21 protein-coding genes are annotated in these 20,312 nt (G+C 38.7%); 8 read left to right on the top strand and 13 right to left on the bottom strand.

What is annotated here, in order from left to right:
• The first annotated feature begins 38 nt into the window (after positions 1-38).
• The 3 genes from AC6H4V_RS06085 (at position 39) to AC6H4V_RS06095 (ending at position 3,246) form a co-directional block, all read left to right on the top strand.
• The gene (locus AC6H4V_RS06085) at positions 39-698 is read left to right on the top strand and encodes a LexA family transcriptional regulator (protein ID WP_497606129.1); all 660 of its coding nucleotides are present in this window, start codon (positions 39-41) and stop codon (positions 696-698) included.
• An 11-nt stretch (positions 699-709) separates the two neighbouring features.
• On the top strand, positions 710-2,053 hold the full coding sequence (locus AC6H4V_RS06090; protein ID WP_497606130.1) for an SH3 domain-containing protein: 1,344 nt from the start codon (positions 710-712) through the stop codon (positions 2,051-2,053).
• Between the two features lie 77 nt (positions 2,054-2,130).
• Entirely contained in the window at positions 2,131-3,246 is a 1,116-nt protein-coding gene (locus AC6H4V_RS06095) for a multiheme c-type cytochrome (RefSeq protein WP_497606131.1), read from the top strand.
• A 50-nt stretch (positions 3,247-3,296) separates the two neighbouring features.
• Here AC6H4V_RS06095 and AC6H4V_RS06100 read toward each other — a convergent pair whose 3' ends face one another.
• The 13 genes from AC6H4V_RS06100 to AC6H4V_RS06160 all read right to left on the bottom strand — a co-directional run bounded on the left by AC6H4V_RS06100 (position 3,297) and on the right by AC6H4V_RS06160 (position 15,295).
• A complete protein-coding gene (locus tag AC6H4V_RS06100; protein ID WP_428730721.1) occupies positions 3,297-3,821 on the bottom strand; it encodes a hypothetical protein in 525 nt (174 codons plus the stop codon).
• A gap of 29 nt (positions 3,822-3,850) precedes the next feature.
• The gene (locus tag AC6H4V_RS06105; protein WP_497606132.1) at positions 3,851-4,804 is read right to left on the bottom strand and encodes a uroporphyrinogen-III synthase; all 954 of its coding nucleotides are present in this window, start codon (positions 4,802-4,804) and stop codon (positions 3,851-3,853) included.
• Positions 4,805-4,830: 26 nt separating this feature from the next.
• Positions 4,831-5,613, bottom strand: coding sequence for an enoyl-ACP reductase (locus tag AC6H4V_RS06110; protein WP_497606133.1), 783 nt, complete (start codon positions 5,611-5,613; stop codon positions 4,831-4,833).
• Between the two features lies 1 nt (position 5,614).
• Positions 5,615-6,508: a 4-hydroxy-tetrahydrodipicolinate synthase gene (dapA, locus tag AC6H4V_RS06115; protein WP_497606134.1), complete on the bottom strand. Its 894-nt coding sequence runs from the start codon at positions 6,506-6,508 to the stop codon at positions 5,615-5,617.
• Positions 6,505-7,806 carry a M16 family metallopeptidase gene (locus tag AC6H4V_RS06120; protein ID WP_497606135.1) on the bottom strand — a complete coding sequence of 434 codons (1,302 nt, stop codon included), beginning with the start codon at positions 7,804-7,806 and terminating at the stop codon, positions 6,505-6,507. Before AC6H4V_RS06120 ends, dapA begins: the two co-directional genes overlap by 4 nt.
• 1 nt (position 7,807) lies before the next feature.
• Positions 7,808-8,866, bottom strand: a complete 1,059-nt coding sequence (locus AC6H4V_RS06125; RefSeq protein ID WP_497606136.1) for a quinone-dependent dihydroorotate dehydrogenase — start codon at positions 8,864-8,866, stop codon at positions 7,808-7,810.
• Between the two features lie 70 nt (positions 8,867-8,936).
• Positions 8,937-9,911 carry a Wzz/FepE/Etk N-terminal domain-containing protein gene (locus tag AC6H4V_RS06130; RefSeq protein WP_497606137.1) on the bottom strand — a complete coding sequence of 325 codons (975 nt, stop codon included), beginning with the start codon at positions 9,909-9,911 and terminating at the stop codon, positions 8,937-8,939.
• A gap of 62 nt (positions 9,912-9,973) precedes the next feature.
• Entirely contained in the window at positions 9,974-10,552 is a 579-nt protein-coding gene (locus AC6H4V_RS06135) for an HAD family hydrolase (RefSeq protein ID WP_497606138.1), read from the bottom strand.
• The gene (locus tag AC6H4V_RS06140) at positions 10,549-12,027 is read right to left on the bottom strand and encodes an ArnT family glycosyltransferase (protein WP_497606139.1); all 1,479 of its coding nucleotides are present in this window, start codon (positions 12,025-12,027) and stop codon (positions 10,549-10,551) included. The genes AC6H4V_RS06135 and AC6H4V_RS06140 overlap by 4 nt, the downstream gene beginning before the upstream one ends.
• A complete protein-coding gene (locus AC6H4V_RS06145) occupies positions 12,024-12,755 on the bottom strand; it encodes an SDR family oxidoreductase (protein WP_497606140.1) in 732 nt (243 codons plus the stop codon). The genes AC6H4V_RS06140 and AC6H4V_RS06145 overlap by 4 nt, the downstream gene beginning before the upstream one ends.
• A complete protein-coding gene (locus tag AC6H4V_RS06150) occupies positions 12,752-14,044 on the bottom strand; it encodes an FAD-binding oxidoreductase (RefSeq protein ID WP_497606141.1) in 1,293 nt (430 codons plus the stop codon). The genes AC6H4V_RS06145 and AC6H4V_RS06150 overlap by 4 nt, the downstream gene beginning before the upstream one ends.
• Complete coding sequence (locus AC6H4V_RS06155) at positions 14,031-14,432, bottom strand: GtrA family protein (RefSeq protein ID WP_497606142.1); 402 nt, start codon at positions 14,430-14,432, stop codon at positions 14,031-14,033. The genes AC6H4V_RS06150 and AC6H4V_RS06155 overlap by 14 nt, the downstream gene beginning before the upstream one ends.
• Positions 14,429-15,295 carry a decaprenyl-phosphate phosphoribosyltransferase gene (locus AC6H4V_RS06160; RefSeq protein ID WP_497606143.1) on the bottom strand — a complete coding sequence of 289 codons (867 nt, stop codon included), beginning with the start codon at positions 15,293-15,295 and terminating at the stop codon, positions 14,429-14,431. Before AC6H4V_RS06160 ends, AC6H4V_RS06155 begins: the two co-directional genes overlap by 4 nt.
• 177 nt (positions 15,296-15,472) lie before the next feature.
• On the opposite strand from AC6H4V_RS06160, the gene AC6H4V_RS06165 reads away from it, so the two are divergent.
• The 5 genes from AC6H4V_RS06165 (at position 15,473) to AC6H4V_RS06185 (ending at position 20,311) form a co-directional block, all read left to right on the top strand.
• Complete coding sequence (locus tag AC6H4V_RS06165; RefSeq protein ID WP_497606144.1) at positions 15,473-16,696, top strand: nucleotide sugar dehydrogenase; 1,224 nt, start codon at positions 15,473-15,475, stop codon at positions 16,694-16,696.
• A gap of 12 nt (positions 16,697-16,708) precedes the next feature.
• Positions 16,709-17,743, top strand: a complete 1,035-nt coding sequence (locus AC6H4V_RS06170) for an NAD-dependent epimerase (RefSeq protein ID WP_497606145.1) — start codon at positions 16,709-16,711, stop codon at positions 17,741-17,743.
• Positions 17,733-18,467, top strand: a complete 735-nt coding sequence (locus AC6H4V_RS06175) for a Fic family protein (RefSeq protein ID WP_497606146.1) — start codon at positions 17,733-17,735, stop codon at positions 18,465-18,467. Before AC6H4V_RS06170 ends, AC6H4V_RS06175 begins: the two co-directional genes overlap by 11 nt.
• A 111-nt stretch (positions 18,468-18,578) precedes the next feature.
• The gene (locus AC6H4V_RS06180) at positions 18,579-18,938 is read left to right on the top strand and encodes a MarR family EPS-associated transcriptional regulator (protein WP_497606147.1); all 360 of its coding nucleotides are present in this window, start codon (positions 18,579-18,581) and stop codon (positions 18,936-18,938) included.
• Positions 18,938-20,311, top strand: a complete 1,374-nt coding sequence (locus AC6H4V_RS06185; RefSeq protein WP_497606148.1) for an RNA-binding domain-containing protein — start codon at positions 18,938-18,940, stop codon at positions 20,309-20,311. Before AC6H4V_RS06180 ends, AC6H4V_RS06185 begins: the two co-directional genes overlap by 1 nt.
• Position 20,312 lies beyond the last annotated feature (1 nt).

A 20,312-nucleotide genomic window follows, 5' to 3' on the forward strand; every position in this document is an offset into this window, starting at 1 on the left:
ATAATGATATTAATTTAGCCATTTTGCCGAGGTGTAGCATGAAAAGTTTTCTTGATATAGTAGAGGAGATTAAAAGTATAGTCTCCACAGAGTTTAACGGAAAAAAGATATACGACAAGGATGTTGCAGATATTTTGGGAATTTCTCAAATGAATTTTGCAACGATGAAAAAACGCAACAAGGTTCCTTTTGGAGAACTTTTAGATTTTTGTGCTCTCAAATCTATCTCTATAAACTGGTTGCTTTACGGACAATCGCCAGAGAGCCTTGTTGCGGCAACAAACAGATTCTTCATGGTGAGATATTTTGACCAAATCAGTGCTTCGGCTGGCGGTGGGGCTGACTCTGATGACGTGGGAAATCAGATGATACAAATACCGCAGGAGTTTGTAATGATGCTTGGCGGCGAGAGAGAACTTAAGAACATAGAAGCCATAAATGTAACGGGTGATTCGATGGAACCGACATTTAGCTATAACGATGTTGTTTTTGTAAACAGGGCCAAAACAGATTTGGCAAGGGGTGGGATTTTTACTATAAGAACTGAGGCTGGACTTTTTATAAAAAGAGTTCAAAAAAGGCTCGATGGCAGAGTAGATATCATCTCTGATAACCCTGTTTATGCTACGCAAACACTACACCAAAATGAGATTGAAGTTATCGGAAGAGTTGTAAGCAGATTTGGAAGTGTTGACTGATGGTGATGCAGATGAAAAATTTATGGATAGTTTTGATGCTGTTTTTGCTTGGAGGGTGTGCTGTACATGACGCTAAAAAAAGTTTTTTGGAATCGTCAAAGATAGCCGACTTGGAGCGCATCCCGCAAGATGCGGCATATTTTTCCAAAAAAATTGATGACAACGTTTCACTTTATGAGATTCAAAAAAACTACAACAATATGCATTTTCATATCTGGAATATGCAGCAGCCTAAAGAGAAGTTAGAGTCTATAAAATGGGCGTTTAACACATATCGTCCATCAAGCAGCTATGGAGAAAATCTACAAAAACTCAACCAGAGCTTTTTTGATACGATGCTAGAAAATGCAAATTTTGATGCGTATGGCACACTCAATGCAAAAGGTTTAACGCTCAGAGAGTTAAATTTGAGAGTTTTCCCGACTATCCGACCGCTCTTAAGAGACCCCTCGCTTGCAGGAGAGGGTTTTCCCTTTGACTATCTTCAAAATAGCACTGTTCACGCAAATGCGCCTATCTTCATCTCACACTACTCAAAAAACAGAGAGTGGGCGTATGTTTTTGCCTCTTTTGCATCTGGATGGGTAAGAGCGCATGAGTTTGTTATTTTAGAAGATACACAAAAAGATTTTTGGCAAAATAGAGTGCAATTGGCAATCATTAAAGAGGGTGAAGCTATCTATGATATGGATGGTAATTTTCTATTTTTATCAAAAATCGGTATGGTGCTGCCTTATGTTGCCCAAGATGAAACATCTTACACGGTTACAGTTGCAAAAGCAGGTGTTAATGGGCAAAAAGCCGTTTTGATAGATACAAAAATCCCAAAAGAAATCGCTACAAAAGAGATTTTACCATTTAGTGCGGACAATTTGACAAAAGCAATAAGTGAAGTTTCAAAGACAAACTACGGTTGGGGCGGGATGTATGAACAAAGAGACTGCTCCTCAACACTAAGGGATATGTTCACACCGTTTGGTATCTGGCTTCCTAGAAACTCCTATCAGCAGGGCAGAGTTGGAAAAATCATCTCTTTGAAAGATTTGGATGATGAGCAGAAGATAAAAACCATCAAAGAAAACGCCGTTCCTTTTCAAACTATTCTTTATAAAAAAGGGCATGTTGTACTCTATGTAGGTACATATGAGAATGAGATTGTCGTATTTCACAATGTTTGGGGCATTAAGACGAAGCAAGATGGCATCGAGGGAAGAATAGTCATAGGAAAGCCAATTTTCAGCACTTTAAAGATTGGAAAAGAGCAGCCCTACTATGTTGAAGAGGCAGGATTGTTAAAAACCATTTCAAGCATGAATATCATAACGAGTAGAAATGAGGCTTTTACTAAAAAATAGCATAAATATAATTTTAAAAAATAATAATTATAAAAAATTTATAGTATAATCTTCACAAAACAAAAAATGGAGTTCTAATGAAGAGGATTATACTGCTGTTGCTATTTTTATTTGTAGCATCTGAAGCAAAATATTTGGAGAGTAAATCATGCAAAGAGTGTCATGAAGATATCTATGCAGAGCATACAAAATCGATGCATCACAAATCATCACTTTTCAGTGATGAGATACATAGAAAAGTAAAAGAGCTCTCTGGAGAGAAAAACTATTCTTGTGCTTTATGCCATATGCCCTCTACTAAAAATCTCTCAGCAGTGATTCGCGGAACAGAGGAGCCAGACCCAAAAGATGTTAGACAGAGTGATGGCGTCTCTTGTTTTTACTGCCATCAAATCAGCAAAGTGCATTATGCAAAGGCTTACAATATAAACTTTTCAAGCGCATTAGGTGATGACAAGCCTACGATGTTTGGAAATCTCAACAATCCAGATTCAAGCGATAAGCACCATGCTGAGCATAATGAGATTTATAAAAATAGTGAAGTGTGTATGGGTTGTCACTCTCACAAAGAGAATGACCTTGGCTTTGAAGTCTGTAATGCAAAAGACCAATACGATAAAACAAGTGATTGCATAGGGTGTCATATGCCAAAAGCTTCTGGTGGCAATGAGAAGTTTAACAAAAAAGGCAGAGATGAGTACGCAACGCACAACTTTCTTGGTATCCGCTCAGATGAGATGGTCAAAAAAACTGTTAAACTTGAACTTGCTTACAAAAATGATACGATAGAGCTTACCATAGTCAACAAAATGGGGCACGCAATCATCACGCATCCAATGCGTCTAAAATTTGCAAAAACAGTTGTTACAAGAAAAGGAGAGGTTATTTGGAGTAACTTTAAAGAGAGCCCTCAAGAGGACAAAGAGGCTACATTTATAGTTGCCTTTAAAGATAGTGAAGGAAAACCTGCTATGCCACATACAGCAACTGACTATATGCTCAACCAAAACCTAAAAGCAATGAGTGCAAAAACAGTTCACTACAGTGTACCAAAACTTCAAAAAGGGGATGAAATCAAAACAACATGGATAAGTTATGTTATCAGCCCTAAAATAGCGCAGAAGTTACAAATCACTTCCGAGGAAGCAACCAAAGCATATATCGGAGCGCAAGAGTCTATCGTCGTGCAGTAAAATCAAAAAAAGGAAGTTTTGCTCTTCCTTTTTTGATTTGGACTACTTGTTTAAAACATATTGACAACCCCATAATCAAGCATCTCTTCAAACTGTTCTGGAGTGAGAACTGCTTTTACTTTTTCTATGCAATCTAAATGGATTTTTGTCAGTTCTGCTCTTAGTTTTGCTATCTCATCCACTTTTGGGTAAAAATCTGCTGCTTTTGGACCTTTGTGTTTGAAAGAGATTTGCTGCATCATCTCAAGCTCAAGTTTTTTGATAACAAGCGCTTTATCTACTGCTTTGCTCATAAGGTTCTCTTTGATTTTTAGTATCGCGTCTATTTGCTCTTTTGAGAGTTTGAGATTTGCGCTTGAGTTATCATAGAGTGTCATGCCAACAAGATAAGGAAGATTTTTTGGCATCAAAAAGTAATCTTTTGGAAAGTTCTCTTTTGTGGTAAAAGGACCCGCTGGACCTGCTAGCTTTTCCATTTTTACAACATCTTGCACTGGCGGTGGAAGAGTCGCTTCTGCTACAAGAGCAGAGCTGAGCATAGCAACTGTTAAAATCGTTTTTGTAATCTTTTGCATTTTTTGTTCCTTAAGAATATATGAAAATATTATACAGAGCTATTATTAATAAGCTCTATTGCTTTTTTGACGCATGAATCAAATGAAGTTGTCTCTGCTACAATAGGGGTGATGTAGGGTGGAAAATACTTTTGTGTAGTGTGTCCGATAGATATGGCAGTGTAGCTTTTATCCCAGAGTGCATTTTTCAAAAAACACTCTATGGTTGATGGAGATGAGAAGATAATGATTGATTTTTTTGGTAATACAATCTTCTTTTTAAATGCGACACATACTGTTTGATAGACAATCGCTTCATCACAAATGACACTATTTGCATTGAGTTTTTCAACTAAGTTTGAGACTATTTTTGAACCTCTGATATAGAGTACTTTTTTGTTTTTGAGCAGCGGAAGCAACTCTTCTGCAAACTCATTTCCATGCTTTTCTTTGCTAACAAACTTTATCTTTCCACCTAAATTGCTCGCTGCTTTGGCTGTTTGAGGTGCGATGACATAAAGCGGTTTTGATTTCCACTTATGGTTGTAGGAATCAAGCGAGTAGATGGCGCTTTTTGAAGTAAAAATAAGCGCATCGTAGGAAGAAAAATCGATATCACATTTGATAGTCTCTATCTTGATAACTGGCAGATTTTTTGCCCACTTGACTTTTTTGTCATTAAGTACGTAAATGGGAAGTGAATTGTTTTTAAAATTTTGCACAACTGAACCTATGATTCTCTTGGTTTTTGCAAGAAGGGTGTCCTTGCTGTTGAGTACCAAAGATTTGTTCTCATCTACAAAAAAGTTGATGTTTTGTTTGCTTAAGATATAGGTTATCTTGATAAGCTCTTCAAAAATATGCTCGTTAGAGTAGTTTTGGTCAAGTAAAAATGAGTTTGTCTCTTTGTCATACTCATAGTAGATAAGATTGAGCGGTTCGATGAGTTTTTGCATATTTTTCATAAGGTGGATGATAGCATTATGTGAGTAAATATTTTTCAAAAAAATTGAAAAATATTTATTAAAAATTATTGAAACGTCGTACCGCCATCCACCACAATAGTCTGTCCTGTAAGCCATGAAGAGTCATTGCTACACAAGAAAAGACATGCACCCGTCAAATCTTCAGCTTCGCCCATACGAGAGAGCGGAGAGCGTTTTACAACCTCGCTTTTTACCTCTTCATAGTTTGGAAATGCTTTGAGTGCGTCTGTGTCGATTGGTCCGCCGCTTACCGCATTTACTCTTATGTTTTTCTCGCCAAGCTCAGCCGCCGCATAGCGCACCATCGCTTCAACCGCCGCTTTGTTTGTGCCATGACCTGCATAGTTTGGAGTGTAAACAAGGTTGCCTGTTGAACTCATACTTATAATGCTTCCGCCGCCAACTTTTTCCATTCTCTTTGCCGCCTCTTGTGCGCCAACAACAAATGCGTCAACTGTTGCCGTGTAGATATTGTTCAGCCCTTTTGGCTTAAGTCTCATAAACGGACCAAACCCTCCAACAACTGCACGCCCCGAAATGATGGCGTTTGAGATGAAGAAGTCAAGTCGCTCAAAATCATTGTCAAACTCTGTGTAAACATCTTTGTATGTCTCAGGCTCGAGAATATCTAGTTTGTAAGCCCTTGCTTTTACACCATACTTTGCTTCAACATCTGCAATAATCTCATTTGCCGCATCCGCTTTTGTTGCGTATGTAAAAGCTACATCACACCCTTTAGCGGCAAACGCATAGACGATTGCTTTTCCGATCCCACGTGTTCCGCCGCTTACAAAAAGAGTTTTTTCCTGCATACTTTTCTCACTCATATTAAAGTCCTTTTATCTCATAGTTTTTCATAACACTTTCAAGCTTTTTCAAATTTTCCGCACTTGGAGCAACTAAAGGAAGTCTGTACTCCAACGTCTCAATAAGCCCTGCGACGTACATAGCAGCTTTAATCATGATAGGGTTTGACTCTAAAAAGAGAACTTTATTTATAGGAAAAAGCATATCGTTGAGTGCTTTTGCTCCTGCAAAATCACCGTTTAAAGCTTTACGCACCAACTCACTTTTCAAATCAGGCAAGAGGTTTGAAGTAACAGAGGTAATCCCCGCTCCACCGTTTGCGAGAATAGGGTAGTCGATAGCATCATCACCACTAAATACTTTAAGTTCAGGTCTGCGAGAGAGAAGCTCTATGGTACGCTCCAAACTTCCAGTCGCCTCTTTGATGCCGTAGATGTTTTTAACATCGTCAAAAAGTCTTATAACTGTATCTGCGCTTATGTCAACAACTGTGCGCCCTGGGACATTGTAAAGCATAAATGGCATCTGGGGAACTGACTCGGCGATTGCTTTGTAGTGTTGGTAAAGTCCCTCTTGAGATGGTTTTACATAGTATGGTGCAACTGAAAATATAGCATCCACGCCGCACGCTTGTGCCGTTTTTGCCGCTTCTACGGCTTCTGCCGTTGCGTTGCTTCCCGCACCTGCTAAAACTTTTGTCTTTGTGCCACGGCATACCTCTACTGCTATCTCAATACATCTTTTATCTTCCGCATATGTAAGTGTCGCGCTCTCGCCGGTTGTTCCTACTGGGCAGACGGCATCAATGCCGTTATCTATCTGTCTTTGGATCAGTTTTGCGTAAGTTTGCTCATCTAATTTGCCGTTTTTAAATGGTGTGATGAGGGCGGTTGTAGAACCGGTTACGATATTCATTTCGTTCCTTTTTTTAAAATAAGTGTTGTTGATTTGTCAAAATTGAAGTACTTTTGCGCAACTTCTAAAACTCGCTCTTGCGTAATTTTTTCTATATTTTCTTCATAAGTTAGAAGCGGTGTCAAATCGCCTCTCACAAGGTAGCTTCCAAAGAGGTTTGCAACCGAGGTTGAACTCTCTAACGAGTAGATAAACTCCGCTTTTGTGTTGATTTTGACCTTTTCTATCTCTTTTGCATCTACTTTTTTCTTCTTTAGAAGCTCTATCTGCTTAACTAGCTCTTTTTCTACATCTTCAGCTTTAACATCAGGGTTACAAGTCGCCAAAAAGATGAAAAGTCCTGGGTCTATATTTTCCATATTATAAGCATAGACGTTGTTGACAAGGCGTTTTTTCTCGATAAGCTCTTGATAAAGTCTTGAGCTTTTTCCTGAAAATAGAATCTCTGAAATCATGTTGAGTACGATTTGGTCTTCATGTTGAAAGTTCGGTATATGAAACGCTATCGCTAGCATTTCAACTTCACTCTCTTTGTGGATAGTAACTCTTTTTGCTCCCTCTTGTTCAGGTTCTACGAACTTTAACTCTGGGATTTTTGCCTTGTTTTTGATGTGAGAAAACTTCTTTTTTGCTTTTTTGAAAACTTCTTCAGGTTCAACATCGCCTGTCACCATCAAAATAGCGTTTGTCGGTTGATAGTATGTTTTGTGAAAATCTTTTATATCATCAATCGTCCATGTTTTTATGTCGTTCATAAAGCCAATAGGTGTCCAGTGGTATGGATGATAGACGTAAGCGTTGTTAAAGAGTGCAAAGTAGAGGTAACCCATGGGTGAGTTTTCTGTTCTCCAGCGTCTCTCTTCTGCCACTACATCACGCTCTGGCTGAAACTCTTTATCTTTTAGTTTGAGATTTTGCATAAGTTCGGCATAGAGTTCAAGTGATTTGTCGAGATTTTGTGTGCTTGACTTGATGTAGTAGTGCGTGTAGTCAAAACTTGTAGATGCGTTGTTTACACCGCCAATACTCTTTACCTCTTTGTCGAACTCGCCAGCGTCAAGGTTTTTTGTAGATTTGAAGTTCATGTGTTCTAACATATGTGCGATGCCAGTTTTGCCCATCACCTCGTTTCTGCTTCCAACCTTGTAAAAAATGTCTGTACTAATAACGCCCGTGCCGTTTTGAATCGGAATAACAACGATTTGAAGCCCATTTTCAAGGGTTTTTGTTTCGTATTTTGGTAGTGATGATGCCATAAGTGTCCCTATAATGAGTGTAAGTGCTAAGAAAATTTTCATGCTATTTTCTATCTGCGCCAATCGCCTCTGTGATGTTTGCGTATCCATCAGCCTTGATAAGCTCTGTAAGCTCTAAGTTGATGTTTTTAATCATATCCGGACCGCCAAAGATAAGTCCGCTGTAAATCTCTACAAGTGAAGCTCCAGCTTTTATGCGTCTGTAAACCTCGGCAGCAGAGTCGATACCGCCTACAGAGATAAGCACTGTTTTGCCAAAAAGCTCTTTTGCAATCGCTTCAAAGATAGCAAAACTCTTCTCTTTAAGCACCGCACCGCTCAAACCGCCAATGCTTTTTGGGTTTTTAACAAGTGAGTAGTCGATGGTTGTGTTGGTGGCGATGATGCCGTCCGCCCCTTTTGCAACTGCCAAAGATGTAAGCGCAACCGCATCTTCCACGCTCATGTCAGGTGCGATTTTTAGCAAAATCGGTTTTGTGGTTATCGCTTTTGCCTCTTCAAAAAGTCTTGTGATAAACTCTTCATTTTGCAAATCTCTCAAACCCGGAGTATTTGGAGAGGAGATGTTGATAACAAGGTAGTCGCCAAGCGTGTGAAGTGCTTTGATAAGAGCTGTGTAGTCATTGATGGCTTCACTCTCCGGTGTCACTTTATTTTTGCCGATGTTTATCCCGATAGGCGTCGTAAAAGGAAAACGCTCTTTGAGTCTCTTTTGAACCTTCAAAAGACCGTCGTTGTTAAATCCCATCGCATTTTGGATGCTCTGCTCCTCGATGTGGCGAAACATACGCGGTTTTGGGTTGCCCGCCTGTGGCTTTGGAGTGACCGTACCAATCTCCGTAAAACCAAATCCAAGTATCTGCATACCGCGAATCATCGTCGCATTTTTGTCAAATCCCGCACCAAGCCCGACAGGGTTATGAAAAGTACGCCCAAAAAGCTCCTGCTTTAGGACAGGGTTGGTAACAAAATGGGACTCTAAAAAAGGGTTGAAAGGTATGGGGCAGATATTTGGAGCTCTAAGCACACACTCCGCAAGCATATGTGCACTCTCCGGTTCAAGTTTGAACAGCCAATTTTTTATGGTTTGATACTCTAACATTATGATTCTCTTTTACTAAAAATTAGGAGATTATACAAAAAGAATGGTAAAGAGTGGTTGAGATAGGCACTTATTGTAGTTGGTGCTTTTTCTCATTTCTTATAAATTCTAAGAAAAATACAAAAAATATTGACATGATGAAACCTGTTACAAAGGCGACTGTAACAATTAGGCTTTTCTTTGGTTTAACAGGATAGTCATTCGTCATAACCGAACCTACTATTTCTGTATTTTTATAATTATACGGTTCCATTAAAACCTGTAAAGTTTTTAACTCTTCATTAAGCTTTTCTAGCTCTATAACTTCAATATTATTTTTTTCATTTTCAAAAACTTCAAGCGAGTCTTTCAGTTTTACGATAATATCAGATAAGTATCTTTGCTCATTAATCTGTAGTGCGGCAAGCGTAGGATTTGAATCTTTTATTTTTTTAAGATTATTTTGGATATCCAAAAAATTTAGTTCATAAAGTGTTAAATCTTTTTTGTATCTATCTATTTTTTCTTGAAGTGTTGGAAGAGTTTTATCTTTTAAAAGTGAAATCTTACCTTCTACCTGTTTTGCTTTGGTTTCATGAAGATTTTTTACATCATCAAGTATTTTTTTGTGATTGCTTTGAATATAGTCAATTACTTTTTGTACTTCTCTTTGCACAGTTTCATTTGAAGAGCCATTAGCAATAATTTCTAAAAAGTTTTTTTGATTTTTCGGTACTATAATGCTCTCAATTTTTGATTCCCTACCTTTTTGATTTTTCAAAATATCTATAAATAGTATCTCTAATTCTTTAGAAAGTTCGGAACTGTCAGCTATTATAATATGATTATTATTAGTATTATTAGTATTAGCAAGTTTGTACTCACCTATTTTGAGGACTGCTTTTGCTTCATATACTTTAGGTACTGTAAAAGCATAAATTAAAGCACTAAGAGTTACAAGAAGTGTTATGATAATTATAATTTTTTTATTTTTAAAAAGAGTTCTAAAAAGTTCTCTCAAATCGATTTCATCTTCTTGAATTGCAAGATTATTTGAAGCGTTCATAGATATTTTCCTTTGTTTTAATGAGTAGAATAGTACAAAAATACTCCTTTTGTTTTTCTTGCCTAGAAGCGTACACTTTTATGCGCAAGTGCGAGCATCTCGTTGTCTCCTGAGCTGTCACCGTAGGCGTATATGGTTTCATACTGTTTAATATCTAAATGCTCTTGTATGCGTCTGGCTTTTTCTGTGCCGTGGCAGTTTTTTGTTGCAAAATAGCCGCTAAATACGCCTTTTGTAAACTCTAAGCGTGTGCTAAGAAGCTCTATGCCCTCTCTTTTGCACCATGGTGCAAGCCAGCACTCCATAGAGGCAGAGACGATAACTACTCTGTCGCCTTTTGCCTGATGCTCTCGCAGTATTTGCAGTCTCTTTTCGTCGATGATGGTGTCTAGTTTTTGGAGTGAAAATTCCTCTGCTTTTTGCTTGAAAATCTCTTCGTTTGCTCCTTTAAAAAAGAGGGAGAAAAGACGCTCTTTTGCTTTGGAGTTTGAGATGATGCGTAATTGCCAGAGTGCAAAATATGGTAGAAACCTTGCCATATTTAAAAAGTAGCTGTTTTTACTTGAAGCGTACTTTAAAAACTCTCCTAGAGAGTCTTTGGAGCTGAGCGTTCCGTCAAAATCAAAAAGTGCGAGATTCATTTTGTATCATACCTCTCTTTAAAGTAGCACGCTCCCACAGGAAGCCATGATGGGATGCTGTAAAACTTCTCGTTTTGGACATCAAGATAGTTTTTTTTGTAAAACTCATAGTTGAAACCTTTGCATGTTGCGGTGTAAAAAGTCGCTCCATCACTCTTAAAACTCTCCAGTGAGAAAGAGTTGCAAGCTTGCGTAAGCAGTTTTTCTTCAATTGGGGCTTTGTGAAAGAGGGTAATATCTCTGCCTTTTAGTTCCCGCACATCGAGGAGTTTATCATCAAGACGACCGTATTTGGAGTTGTTAAACAAAACAGTGAACTCTCTTTTGCAAAAGTGTGAAAACAGTGATGCGCTTGAGTAGCTGAGTGTAAAAATTCTCTCATCATCAAATGCTTCAAGGCTTTTGCAGATGCTCTCTGGCTGGGTGTACATCACGATATCCGAGTATTTTTTATGCTCTTTGAGAAGTGAGGTTGGAAGTAAAAGGGCAGTTACTACAATGATGATATGAAGCGATGTAAAGATGGCGTTGTAGTTAAAGAGTTTTTGCAAACGCTCCATTTGTATAAAACTAAAGAGCAAAAAGATGTAGGGTGTAAATAGTAAAAACCAGTGTAGTCCGATGTTGTTTTTGAGCGAGACTACAAAAAAGACAAAAAACGCAACACTTAAGATAAGCGTAAGCAGCCTTAAAAGTGTTGTTTTTTCAAACTTTGTTTTGAGTAAAAAGTAAAACCCCCACGGTGTGACTATGTAGAGAAGAAGCCCAAAGTAACCCAAAACAGTGCTTATGCCATAGACGCTATCTTCAGTTCTTGCAAAGAAGTTAAAGAGGATGTTATTCCAACAACTGTTGTAATTGAAGTAGAGATTTTGCGCTACAAAAAGCAGGACTATAAATGTGACAACCGCTACTGTTTTTAGGGCTTTGGCTCTGTATGTGAGAAGAGAGAAAAACAGCAGCGAAAAGAGCAGAAAAACGGCAAAATATTTGCTCAAAAATGCTGCGCCTAAAAAAACTCCGCTTAAGAGTGCATAGCCAAACCACTCTTTTTTTTCTAACGAATAGAGCAAAAAGAGCGTTCCAAGAGAGCTGAAAAAGAGCAGGGCGACATCGTTGGTCATAAGTACTAGCAGCAAGTCAACAGGTGAGGCTAAAAAGAGAAAGGAGGTGTAAAGTGCTCTTTGTCGCTCTACGGCGTAAAGCAGAGCGATTTTGTAGAGCACAAACGCCGCCACAAAGGTACTCAAGAGAGCAAAAGAGCGAAAAAAGAGATGTGAATCACTCACAAAACTCATAACATAAAGCACCCATCCAACCATCGGCGGGTGGTCGTAGTAGCCCATGCTTGGGTTGTGCGCCCATTTGATAAAGTACGCCTCATCGCCTGTTAGCGGAAGTAGCCAAAGAATTAAAATCTTAAAGGCGAAAATCCCCGTAAGGATAGAGAGTTCTCTTCTGTAACGCTCTGTCATATGCTCATTTTCTTAAATAGAAACTCTGGGATATGCTTGATAATAAGCATAATAATCATCCAAATAGGCTTTGTGTAGAGGACGTTGCGCCCTTTTTGCTGTGCGTTAAAGATATCCTCTGCCACCTCATTTGGAGTTGCGGTGAGTTTTGGCGGAAGGTCGAGATGCTCGGTCATTTTAGTATGTACAAATCCAGGTTTGACGGTAAGAACCTGCACGCCGCTCTCGTAAAGCCTGTTTCTTAAACCGCTAAGATACGCTGAAAAAGCCGCTTTCGCACTTCCGTAGATATAGTTTGCTTTTCTGCCGCGATCGCCCGCAACAGAGCTTACCCCCACGATAAAACCACGTCGCTCTTTCTCAAAATCATTTGCGATGATGTTAAGGATGCTTACCGCTCCCGTATAGTTGACATTGATGGTTTGCAGTGTTTCGCTCCACTCTTTTTGTGCGCTCTTTTGTTCTGCCATGTAGCCAGAGACAACGATAACGCCGAGGGGTTTTTCTTCAAGTGAGCCATAAAAACTCTCATGGGAAGTAAAGTCGGTAATGTCAAACTCTTTGAGCACGACTTCTACGCCGCTTCTAAGTGTGATATCCTGCTTCAAATCTTCCAAAGAGACACTTTCTCTTGCCGCAAGATAGAGGTTGTAGCCGTTTTTGGCATAGACGCGTGCGACCTCTTTTGCAATGTCGCTTTTTGCACCGATGATAAGAATATAACTCATATGCAGACCCTTTTTGACTGGAGTGATTGTAGTTTTTTATCCATGTTGTTCTCTTTTCTGAATGTACGAAATGTCTCGATAAACGGATACCCTTTTTCAAACGTCTCACGGCTTACACGCACATCTTTGGTTAGATAGATGCGTCCGCCATAGCGCACGACAACCTCGTCAAGTGTATCTAAAAGCTCAAAAAGTCCAGCTTCTATCTTAAAATCAAGTGCGAGCGAGTAGCCCTCCATAGGAAAAGAGAGGTAGTTGTCGTTTGCTTTGCCGTAGAGTTTTAAAACCGCCAAAAAAGAGCCCTTGCCCGAAGCTGAAATTTTGCCGAGTATCTCTTTTAAACCCTCATAGCTGCTCTCTTTTGGCAGGATAAACTGATACTGCGTAAAACCGCCGCTTCCGTAAATCTTGTTCCAATCCCCGATGGCATCCAGCGGATAGAAAAATGTGTCAATATCCACTTTTTGTTTGGAGACACCCTCTGGCGCTTTTGCGTAGTAGAGCCAGTTAAAAGCCTTTACTGTGAGGTTGTTAAGCGCAAAGGATGGGAATGTAAAAGGAATGGTGAACTTCTTTTTGCTTTTGTACTCCAAATCGCCGTCGTTGGCAAAGTCACCGACCATTAAAAGGCACTTTCCAATCTCCTCGTTTTGCGCCAAGCAGTCTATCCACGCCACAGAGTAGGGCATATTTTCGTATTTTTCAAATGCTTCAAAAGTCTCTTTGAGGTTTTTGGTTTTGATGGTTGTTTGGTTGATATGCTTGGAGTTTATCTTCTTGAGCGAAATTTTGGCACTAAGAATCACTCCAGTAAGTCCCATGCCCCCGCAAGTTGCATGAAAAAGCGCATCCCCTTTTTTACAGCTTTTTATCTCGCCATCTGGCAACATAAGCGTCATCTCTTCGACACACTCGCTAAAACACCCCTCGACGTGGTGGTTTTTGCCGTGAACATCGCTTGCAATCGCTCCGCCGATGGTTATGAGTTTTGTCCCTGGGGTTACTTTTAAAAACCATCCACGCTTTACGAATGCGTCAAGTATCTCACTTAAGAGCACTCCCGCTTGGCACTCAAGTATGCCCTCTTGAGCGTCAAAAGCTAAAAAGTTATTGTATGACTTGGCGTAAAGTATATTGTCATTTAGTGCGCTGTCTCCGTAGCTTCTGCCGTTGCCATAGGGGATAAACTCCTCTATTTTTTCGGCGTACGCACGCAAACTCTGTGTATCTCTGAGTGAAAACACACTACTTTTTATCTTTGGGTACATGCCCCAGCTAAAGAGATTCATTGCTATCCTTAAATACAAATTTTTTATCAAGAAAATATTTCACTATATAGCCTATGCCAAGACCCACCAGCGCACCCGCATATTTCGCATTTTGGCTCTCAAAAAGTATGTCAAATCCAATTTCAAAACCCCAGAAGATAAAGGTAGTGAAAACTCCCATCAGCGAGTAGAGAAAAAACTTTTTGCCATCATCGGCTCTGCTTTTTGGAGTGTGAAAAAAGATGTACTTTTTGTCAAGGATGTACTTCAAAACCAGCCCCGCCAAAGTACCCGCAAACATCGCAACATAGAGCGATAAGAAACCATCGTAGAGTGCAAAGCTGAGATACTGACAAAAGAGGTTAAGGGCAGTAGATAGCAGTGCAAAGATGGCGTAGCGTGCAATCATGTTAGTTTTACAATCCCAACGAAGCTAAGAAGCCAAAAAAAGATAGTGAGCTTCAAAAATGTATCTTTGATAACCACTCTCGTAGGACTTCCGCTATTTTCCTCGACAAATGTTATCTGCATGTAGCGCAAAATGCCCAAAATGACGAAAAAAGAGGTAAGGTAGAGATACTCGGTGCCAAGTCTTGCCGTAACCGCAGGCGAGATGGTGTACATGATGTAGCTCACGATAACTACTCCCGCCATCAAAACCATAGAGGCGTTAACAAACTCTAAGTTATATCCGTCTATATTTTTGCGTGTCTGCTGCCCGTCCAAAGCAAGAAGCACATCATCGCGCCTTTTGGCAAGTGCGAGAAAGAGGGCAAGAAGAAACGTCATAGAAGTAATCCACATAGAGAGCTCTATATCTGCAACGCTAGAGCCAGCTTCAAGGCGCAAAACAAACCCAGAAGCAATGATAAATATATCTAAAATAGCGATATGTTTGAGCTTGATACTGTAAAAAATATTGAGAACAAAATAGAGAAGCAAGATACCAAAAAGAGTCGTACTAAGCAGCAAAGAGAGCCCAAGAGAAACCACGCTAAGAGCGATGATAAGCAAAACTCCGCTTTTTTTTGAGACACTCCCGCTTGCAAGCGGACGATTTTTCTTTGTAGGATGCGCTCTATCTTCGTTGATGTCCAAAAAATCATTGAAAATATAAACACTGCTTGCGAGCAAAGAGAAGAGAAGAAAAACAAAAAAAGTATCTCTGATGCCCTCTGTGTCGGTAAATGAGAACGAAAAAAGAAGCGGCAAAAAGATAAAAAGATTTTTTATATAGTGCTGTACCCGCAAAAGTTTGACGATTTCACCCAAAAAAGAGCCTTTTTTAAGCGAATTGTAACACTTTGGTCATAAAACTTAACTTTGTCATCTGTAGCTATCATTAAATAAAATAATATTTTCAAAAAGTTATTTATCAAGTTCAAAGCCCAAGCATGATAAAATCTCTTTTCTAACTAAGCAATAATTATAAAAGCGATTGATACATACATGACAAATAACAAATCTTACAAAATAGCAATAGCAGGAACAGGCTACGTAGGACTCTCCAACGGACTCCTTTTAGCGCAGCATAACGAGGTAGTAGCACTTGATATCATCCCGCAAAAAGTGGAGATGCTTAAAGATAAAAAATCACCCATAGAAGATAAAGAGATAGAGGAATATCTACTTAGAGATGATTTAAACTTCACTGCAACTTTAGATAAAGAAGAGGCTTATAGCGGTGCAGATTATGTTATTATAGCCACCCCTACCGATTATGACCCTGAAACAAACTATTTTAACACTAAGTCCATAGAGTATGTAGTTGCAGATGTACTAAGTATAAATCCAGATGCAACGATGGTCATAAAAAGCACTATTCCCGTAGGATACACTAAGTCTTTGCGAGAAAAATTTAACACTCAAAATATCCTTTTCTCACCTGAGTTTTTGCGAGAAGGAAAAGCACTCTATGACAATCTTTATCCAAGCAGAATCATAGTGGGCGAGAAGAGCAAAAGAGCAGAAATCTTTGCAAATCTTTTAGCAGAGGGTGCTATAAAAGAAAATATCGACACTCTTTTTACCGACTCAACAGAAGCAGAAGCTATAAAACTTTTTGCAAACACATATCTGGCTATGAGAGTAGCATACTTCAATGAACTTGATAGCTACGCAGAGTCACACAACTTAAACACCGAGCAAATCATCAAAGGCGTAGGACTGGACCCTAGAATCGGTACACACTACAACAACCCTAGTTTTGGATACGGCGGCTACTGCTTGCCAAAAGACACAAAGCAACTGCTTGCAAATTACCGTGACGTACCATCAAATATGATAGAGGCTATCGTAAATGCAAACAGTACCAGAAAAGATTTTATAACAAACAGTATTATCAAAAAACTTGAACTTACACCTCAAAATCCAAACAACATCCACACTTCAAAAAAAGTGGGAGTGTACAGACTTACTATGAAAACAGGAAGCGACAACTTTAGAAGCAGTGCTATCCAAGGGATAATGAAAAGAATCAAAGCTAAAGGTATAGAAGTAGTTATATACGAACCCGCACTTGAAGATGAGACTTTCTTTAACTCAAGAGTTATCAAAAACCTTGATGAGTTCAAAACTACCTCTGATGTGATAGTGGCAAATAGACTAAGCGAAAACTTGCTGGATGTAAAAGAGAAGGTTTACACTAGGGATATATTTAATAGTGATAGTTAAGGAAAAGTAAGGATGAAGATACTAGTAACAGGAACTGCAGGTTTTATAGGCTTTCACTTAGCTAAAAAACTTCTTGAGAGAGGAGATGAGGTAGTAGGACTTGACAATATTAATGACTATTATGATGTGAACCTAAAGTATGCAAGACTTGCTGAATTGGGGATTGAGCGTCATCCTGAATCACAAGAGCTTCATCCTGAACTTGATTCAGGATCTTTAGTCCAAAGCTCAAAATACCCAAAGCATAGATTTATCAAAGCAAATCTTGAAGACAGCCAAACTATAAACAGACTTTTTGAAGCCGAAAAGTTCGATGCAGTGTGCAACTTAGCCGCTCAAGCAGGGGTACGCTACAGCATTGAAAACCCTCACGCCTACATACAGTCAAATGTAGTTGGATTTATGAATATTTTAGAAGCTTGCAGAAATTATGGTGTAAAAAATCTCGCATACGCCAGCAGCTCTAGTGTTTACGGACTAAATGAGAGCCAACCATTTAAGATCACCGACAAAACAGATACCCCCATCTCACTCTATGCAGCGACTAAAAAATCAAATGAGCTTATGGCTCACACATACAGTCATCTTTACGGCATACAGACTACGGGGCTGAGGTTCTTTACGGTTTATGGATCGTGGGGCAGACCTGATATGGCGCCGATGCTATTTGCCGACGCCATATCAAACGACAGAGCCATAAAGGTGTTTAACCACGGCAACATGAGCAGGGATTTTACCTACATAGACGACATAGTGGACGGTGTTATCAAAGTTATAGACAATCCGTCAAACTACAATGTGTACAACATTGGCAACAATGCTCCCGTAAGTTTGATGGAGTTCATAGAGACGCTTGAAGCAGCGCTCGGGCTTGAAGCTGTTAAAAACTTTCTGCCAATGCAAGATGGCGATGTGGTATCTACTTATGCGGATGTAAGTGATTTGATGAATGATTTTGGATATAAACCGGATACAAAACTTTCAGATGGAATAGAAGAGTTTGTGAAGTGGTATAGAGGGTTTTATGGGAAAAAAGATGAATTTTGAAAAGCTAGATAAACTCAAAGCAAAATTAGATAGTCATAGACCCTTGGGTGCAGAAGCAGTTAAAAACTTGCATGAAGATTTGGTTCTCAGGTGGACTTACCACTCCAACGCCATCGAGGGCAATACTCTAACTTTGCAAGAGACAAAGGTGGCGTTAGAAGGTATCACTATCGGTGGTAAAACTCTTCGGGAACACTTTGAAGCTATCAATCACAAAGAAGCGATTTTATTTATAGAAGAGTTGGCGCAAAAAAGTGAGAGTTTGACAGAGTATAACATCAAGCAAATACACTCACTTATACTAAAAAACATCGACGACTCAAACAGAGGTAGCTATCGAAAAACGAACGTACTTATAAGCGGTGCCCAGCACAAGCCACCGCAAAGCTTCGAAGTGCCATCTAAAATGGAACAGTTTATCAAAGAGTATGAAGCCAAAAAAGAGACACTTCATCCAGTAGAACTTGCATCATTTGTGCATATAGAGTTTGTTGGTATTCACCCGTTTATTGATGGAAATGGCAGAACTTCAAGATTACTTATGAATTTAGAGCTTATCAAAGCTGGATTTCCACCCGTTGTAATAAGCGTAGAAGATAGATTGGAGTACTACAAAGCTCTTGATGCAGCACATGTAACAGGAAGTTATAAACTTTTTTTAGATTTGATGGAAAAAGTTGTTGAGAAAAGTTTTGAACCATATTTTTATGTATTGGGAGAGTGAAATTATGAAAATAAGTGGATATTTAATCAGCTAGTTTTTGGTTAGTTTAAAGTTTGAACTATGTATAATTCACATTTTGAATGAGAGTATAAAATTTATTAGGATTAAACATTGACAAACGAAGAGTTGGAACTTTCTATTTTACGAACCTTGCCAAATGCAACTACACAAAAAACTTTGGCGGATGAATTGGGTTATAGTGTAGGCAAAATCAACTATGTCATAAAAGCACTCTGTGCAAAAGGGCTTCTTAAAGTAGAGAATTTTTACAACAATCAAAATAAAAAACAGTACCGCTATCTTCTGACTTCAAAAGGTTTAGAAGAAAAAATCATACTTACTCAAAAGTTCATAGAACGAAAAAAAGCAGAGTATGAAGTTCTGCAGGCTGAACTTGAAAAGCATCAGGCTATAATCAAATCAATGGAGAATAAAGCGCACAATCCATACGGTCATGGAGTAAGTAATTAATGCTTAAAACGATAGAAACTATCAAATCCATTATTTCAAGTGGTGAAAGTTTGACTACAGAGTTCAAACAATCATTTGATAAAGAAGCGATAGAGACTATCAGTGCATTTGCAAACACCAAAGGTGGATATCTTTTTATTGGTATCAAAGATGATAGCACCATAAGCGGAGTGACTATTGGTAATGAATCGATACAAAACTATATCAACCAAATTAAAAACTCCACAGAACCATCTTTGATAGTTGATATTGAAGCTTTTATGCTAGAAAACAAAACCGTTTTAACCATAAAAGTAGATGAGTTTCCCATCAAACCAGTGAGCTTCAAAGGCAAATATTTTAAACGAGTACAAAATAGCAATCATCAGCTAAACTTAACAGAGATATCAAATATGCACTTGCAATCACTGCAACTGTCGTGGGATGCATACGAAGCGCAAGACACAAGCTTAGAAGAGCTAGATTTTGATAAAATCGATAGATTTTTTGCAAAAATCAAAGCAAGTGGCAAGTTTAAACTCTCCGATGATAGGATGCAAAACTTACTAAAACTAAACCTTCTCAAAAACGATAAGCCAACAAATGCAGCCAAACTTCTTTTTGCAAAAGAACAAACGATTTACAATATTCACATAGGAAGATTTAAAACACCAACGATGATTATCGATGATAAGATGCTAAGGCTTCCACTGTATGAAGCAGTCGAAGAGACGATGTACTATATCATCTCGCACATCAAAGTAGCTTTTGAGTTCACTGGTGAAATCAGTAGAAATGAGATATTTGAGTACCCTAAAAAAGCCCTAAGGGAACTTGTACTCAATGCAATCATCCATAGAGACTACACAAGCCCTATAGATATACAGATAAAAATATTTGATCAACACATCACTATATTTAACCCTGGAAGACTCTATGGTGATATGACGATAGAGAAGCTAAAAACAGACAATTACCAAGCACAAACAAGAAACAAACTCATAGCAGAAGCTTTTTACCTCACAGACGATACTGAAAAATATGGAAGTGGCTATGCGAGAGTCAGAGAAGAGATAGCATCGTATCCAACAATGAAGCTAGAGTACGAAGAGATGGGCAATGGTTATTTAGTAACTATAAGCTATGAGAAGCAAAAAGTATCATCTGATGAAAATGTCGGAGTAAATGTCGGAGTAAATGTCGGAGTAAATGTCGGAGCAAACGAAGTGTTTGAATGCATAAAAACATATCAGCCTATAAAAGCTAATGTAATAGCAGATAATTTTCCAGATGTAACACAAAGAACGATTGAGCGATACATCAAACTACTCAAAGATGAAGAGAAGATAGAGTTTAAAGGCTCACCAAAAACAGGCGGGTATGTAGTAAAATGAA

This window comes from Sulfurimonas lacustris, assembly GCF_059705355.1.

What these genes read in the sequence shown, in the direction of transcription:
- AC6H4V_RS06085 (WP_497606129.1), top strand. Translation starts at nt 39, where the DNA reads ATGAAAAGTTTTCTTGATATAGTAGAGGAGATTAAAAGTATAGTCTCC.
- AC6H4V_RS06090 (WP_497606130.1), top strand. Translation starts at nt 710, where the DNA reads ATGAAAAATTTATGGATAGTTTTGATGCTGTTTTTGCTTGGAGGGTGT.
- AC6H4V_RS06095 (WP_497606131.1), top strand. Translation starts at nt 2,131, where the DNA reads ATGAAGAGGATTATACTGCTGTTGCTATTTTTATTTGTAGCATCTGAA.
- AC6H4V_RS06100 (WP_428730721.1), bottom strand. Translation starts at nt 3,821, where the DNA reads ATGCAAAAGATTACAAAAACGATTTTAACAGTTGCTATGCTCAGCTCT.
- AC6H4V_RS06110 (WP_497606133.1), bottom strand. Translation starts at nt 5,613, where the DNA reads ATGAGTGAGAAAAGTATGCAGGAAAAAACTCTTTTTGTAAGCGGCGGA.
- dapA (WP_497606134.1), bottom strand. Translation starts at nt 6,508, where the DNA reads ATGAATATCGTAACCGGTTCTACAACCGCCCTCATCACACCATTTAAA.
- AC6H4V_RS06120 (WP_497606135.1), bottom strand. Translation starts at nt 7,806, where the DNA reads ATGAAAATTTTCTTAGCACTTACACTCATTATAGGGACACTTATGGCA.
- AC6H4V_RS06125 (WP_497606136.1), bottom strand. Translation starts at nt 8,866, where the DNA reads ATGTTAGAGTATCAAACCATAAAAAATTGGCTGTTCAAACTTGAACCG.
- AC6H4V_RS06130 (WP_497606137.1), bottom strand. Translation starts at nt 9,911, where the DNA reads ATGAACGCTTCAAATAATCTTGCAATTCAAGAAGATGAAATCGATTTG.
- AC6H4V_RS06135 (WP_497606138.1), bottom strand. Translation starts at nt 10,552, where the DNA reads ATGAATCTCGCACTTTTTGATTTTGACGGAACGCTCAGCTCCAAAGAC.
- AC6H4V_RS06140 (WP_497606139.1), bottom strand. Translation starts at nt 12,027, where the DNA reads ATGACAGAGCGTTACAGAAGAGAACTCTCTATCCTTACGGGGATTTTC.
- AC6H4V_RS06145 (WP_497606140.1), bottom strand. Translation starts at nt 12,755, where the DNA reads ATGAGTTATATTCTTATCATCGGTGCAAAAAGCGACATTGCAAAAGAG.
- AC6H4V_RS06150 (WP_497606141.1), bottom strand. Translation starts at nt 14,044, where the DNA reads ATGAATCTCTTTAGCTGGGGCATGTACCCAAAGATAAAAAGTAGTGTG.
- AC6H4V_RS06155 (WP_497606142.1), bottom strand. Translation starts at nt 14,432, where the DNA reads ATGATTGCACGCTACGCCATCTTTGCACTGCTATCTACTGCCCTTAAC.
- AC6H4V_RS06165 (WP_497606144.1), top strand. Translation starts at nt 15,473, where the DNA reads ATGACAAATAACAAATCTTACAAAATAGCAATAGCAGGAACAGGCTAC.
- AC6H4V_RS06170 (WP_497606145.1), top strand. Translation starts at nt 16,709, where the DNA reads ATGAAGATACTAGTAACAGGAACTGCAGGTTTTATAGGCTTTCACTTA.
- AC6H4V_RS06175 (WP_497606146.1), top strand. Translation starts at nt 17,733, where the DNA reads ATGAATTTTGAAAAGCTAGATAAACTCAAAGCAAAATTAGATAGTCAT.
- AC6H4V_RS06185 (WP_497606148.1), top strand. Translation starts at nt 18,938, where the DNA reads ATGCTTAAAACGATAGAAACTATCAAATCCATTATTTCAAGTGGTGAA.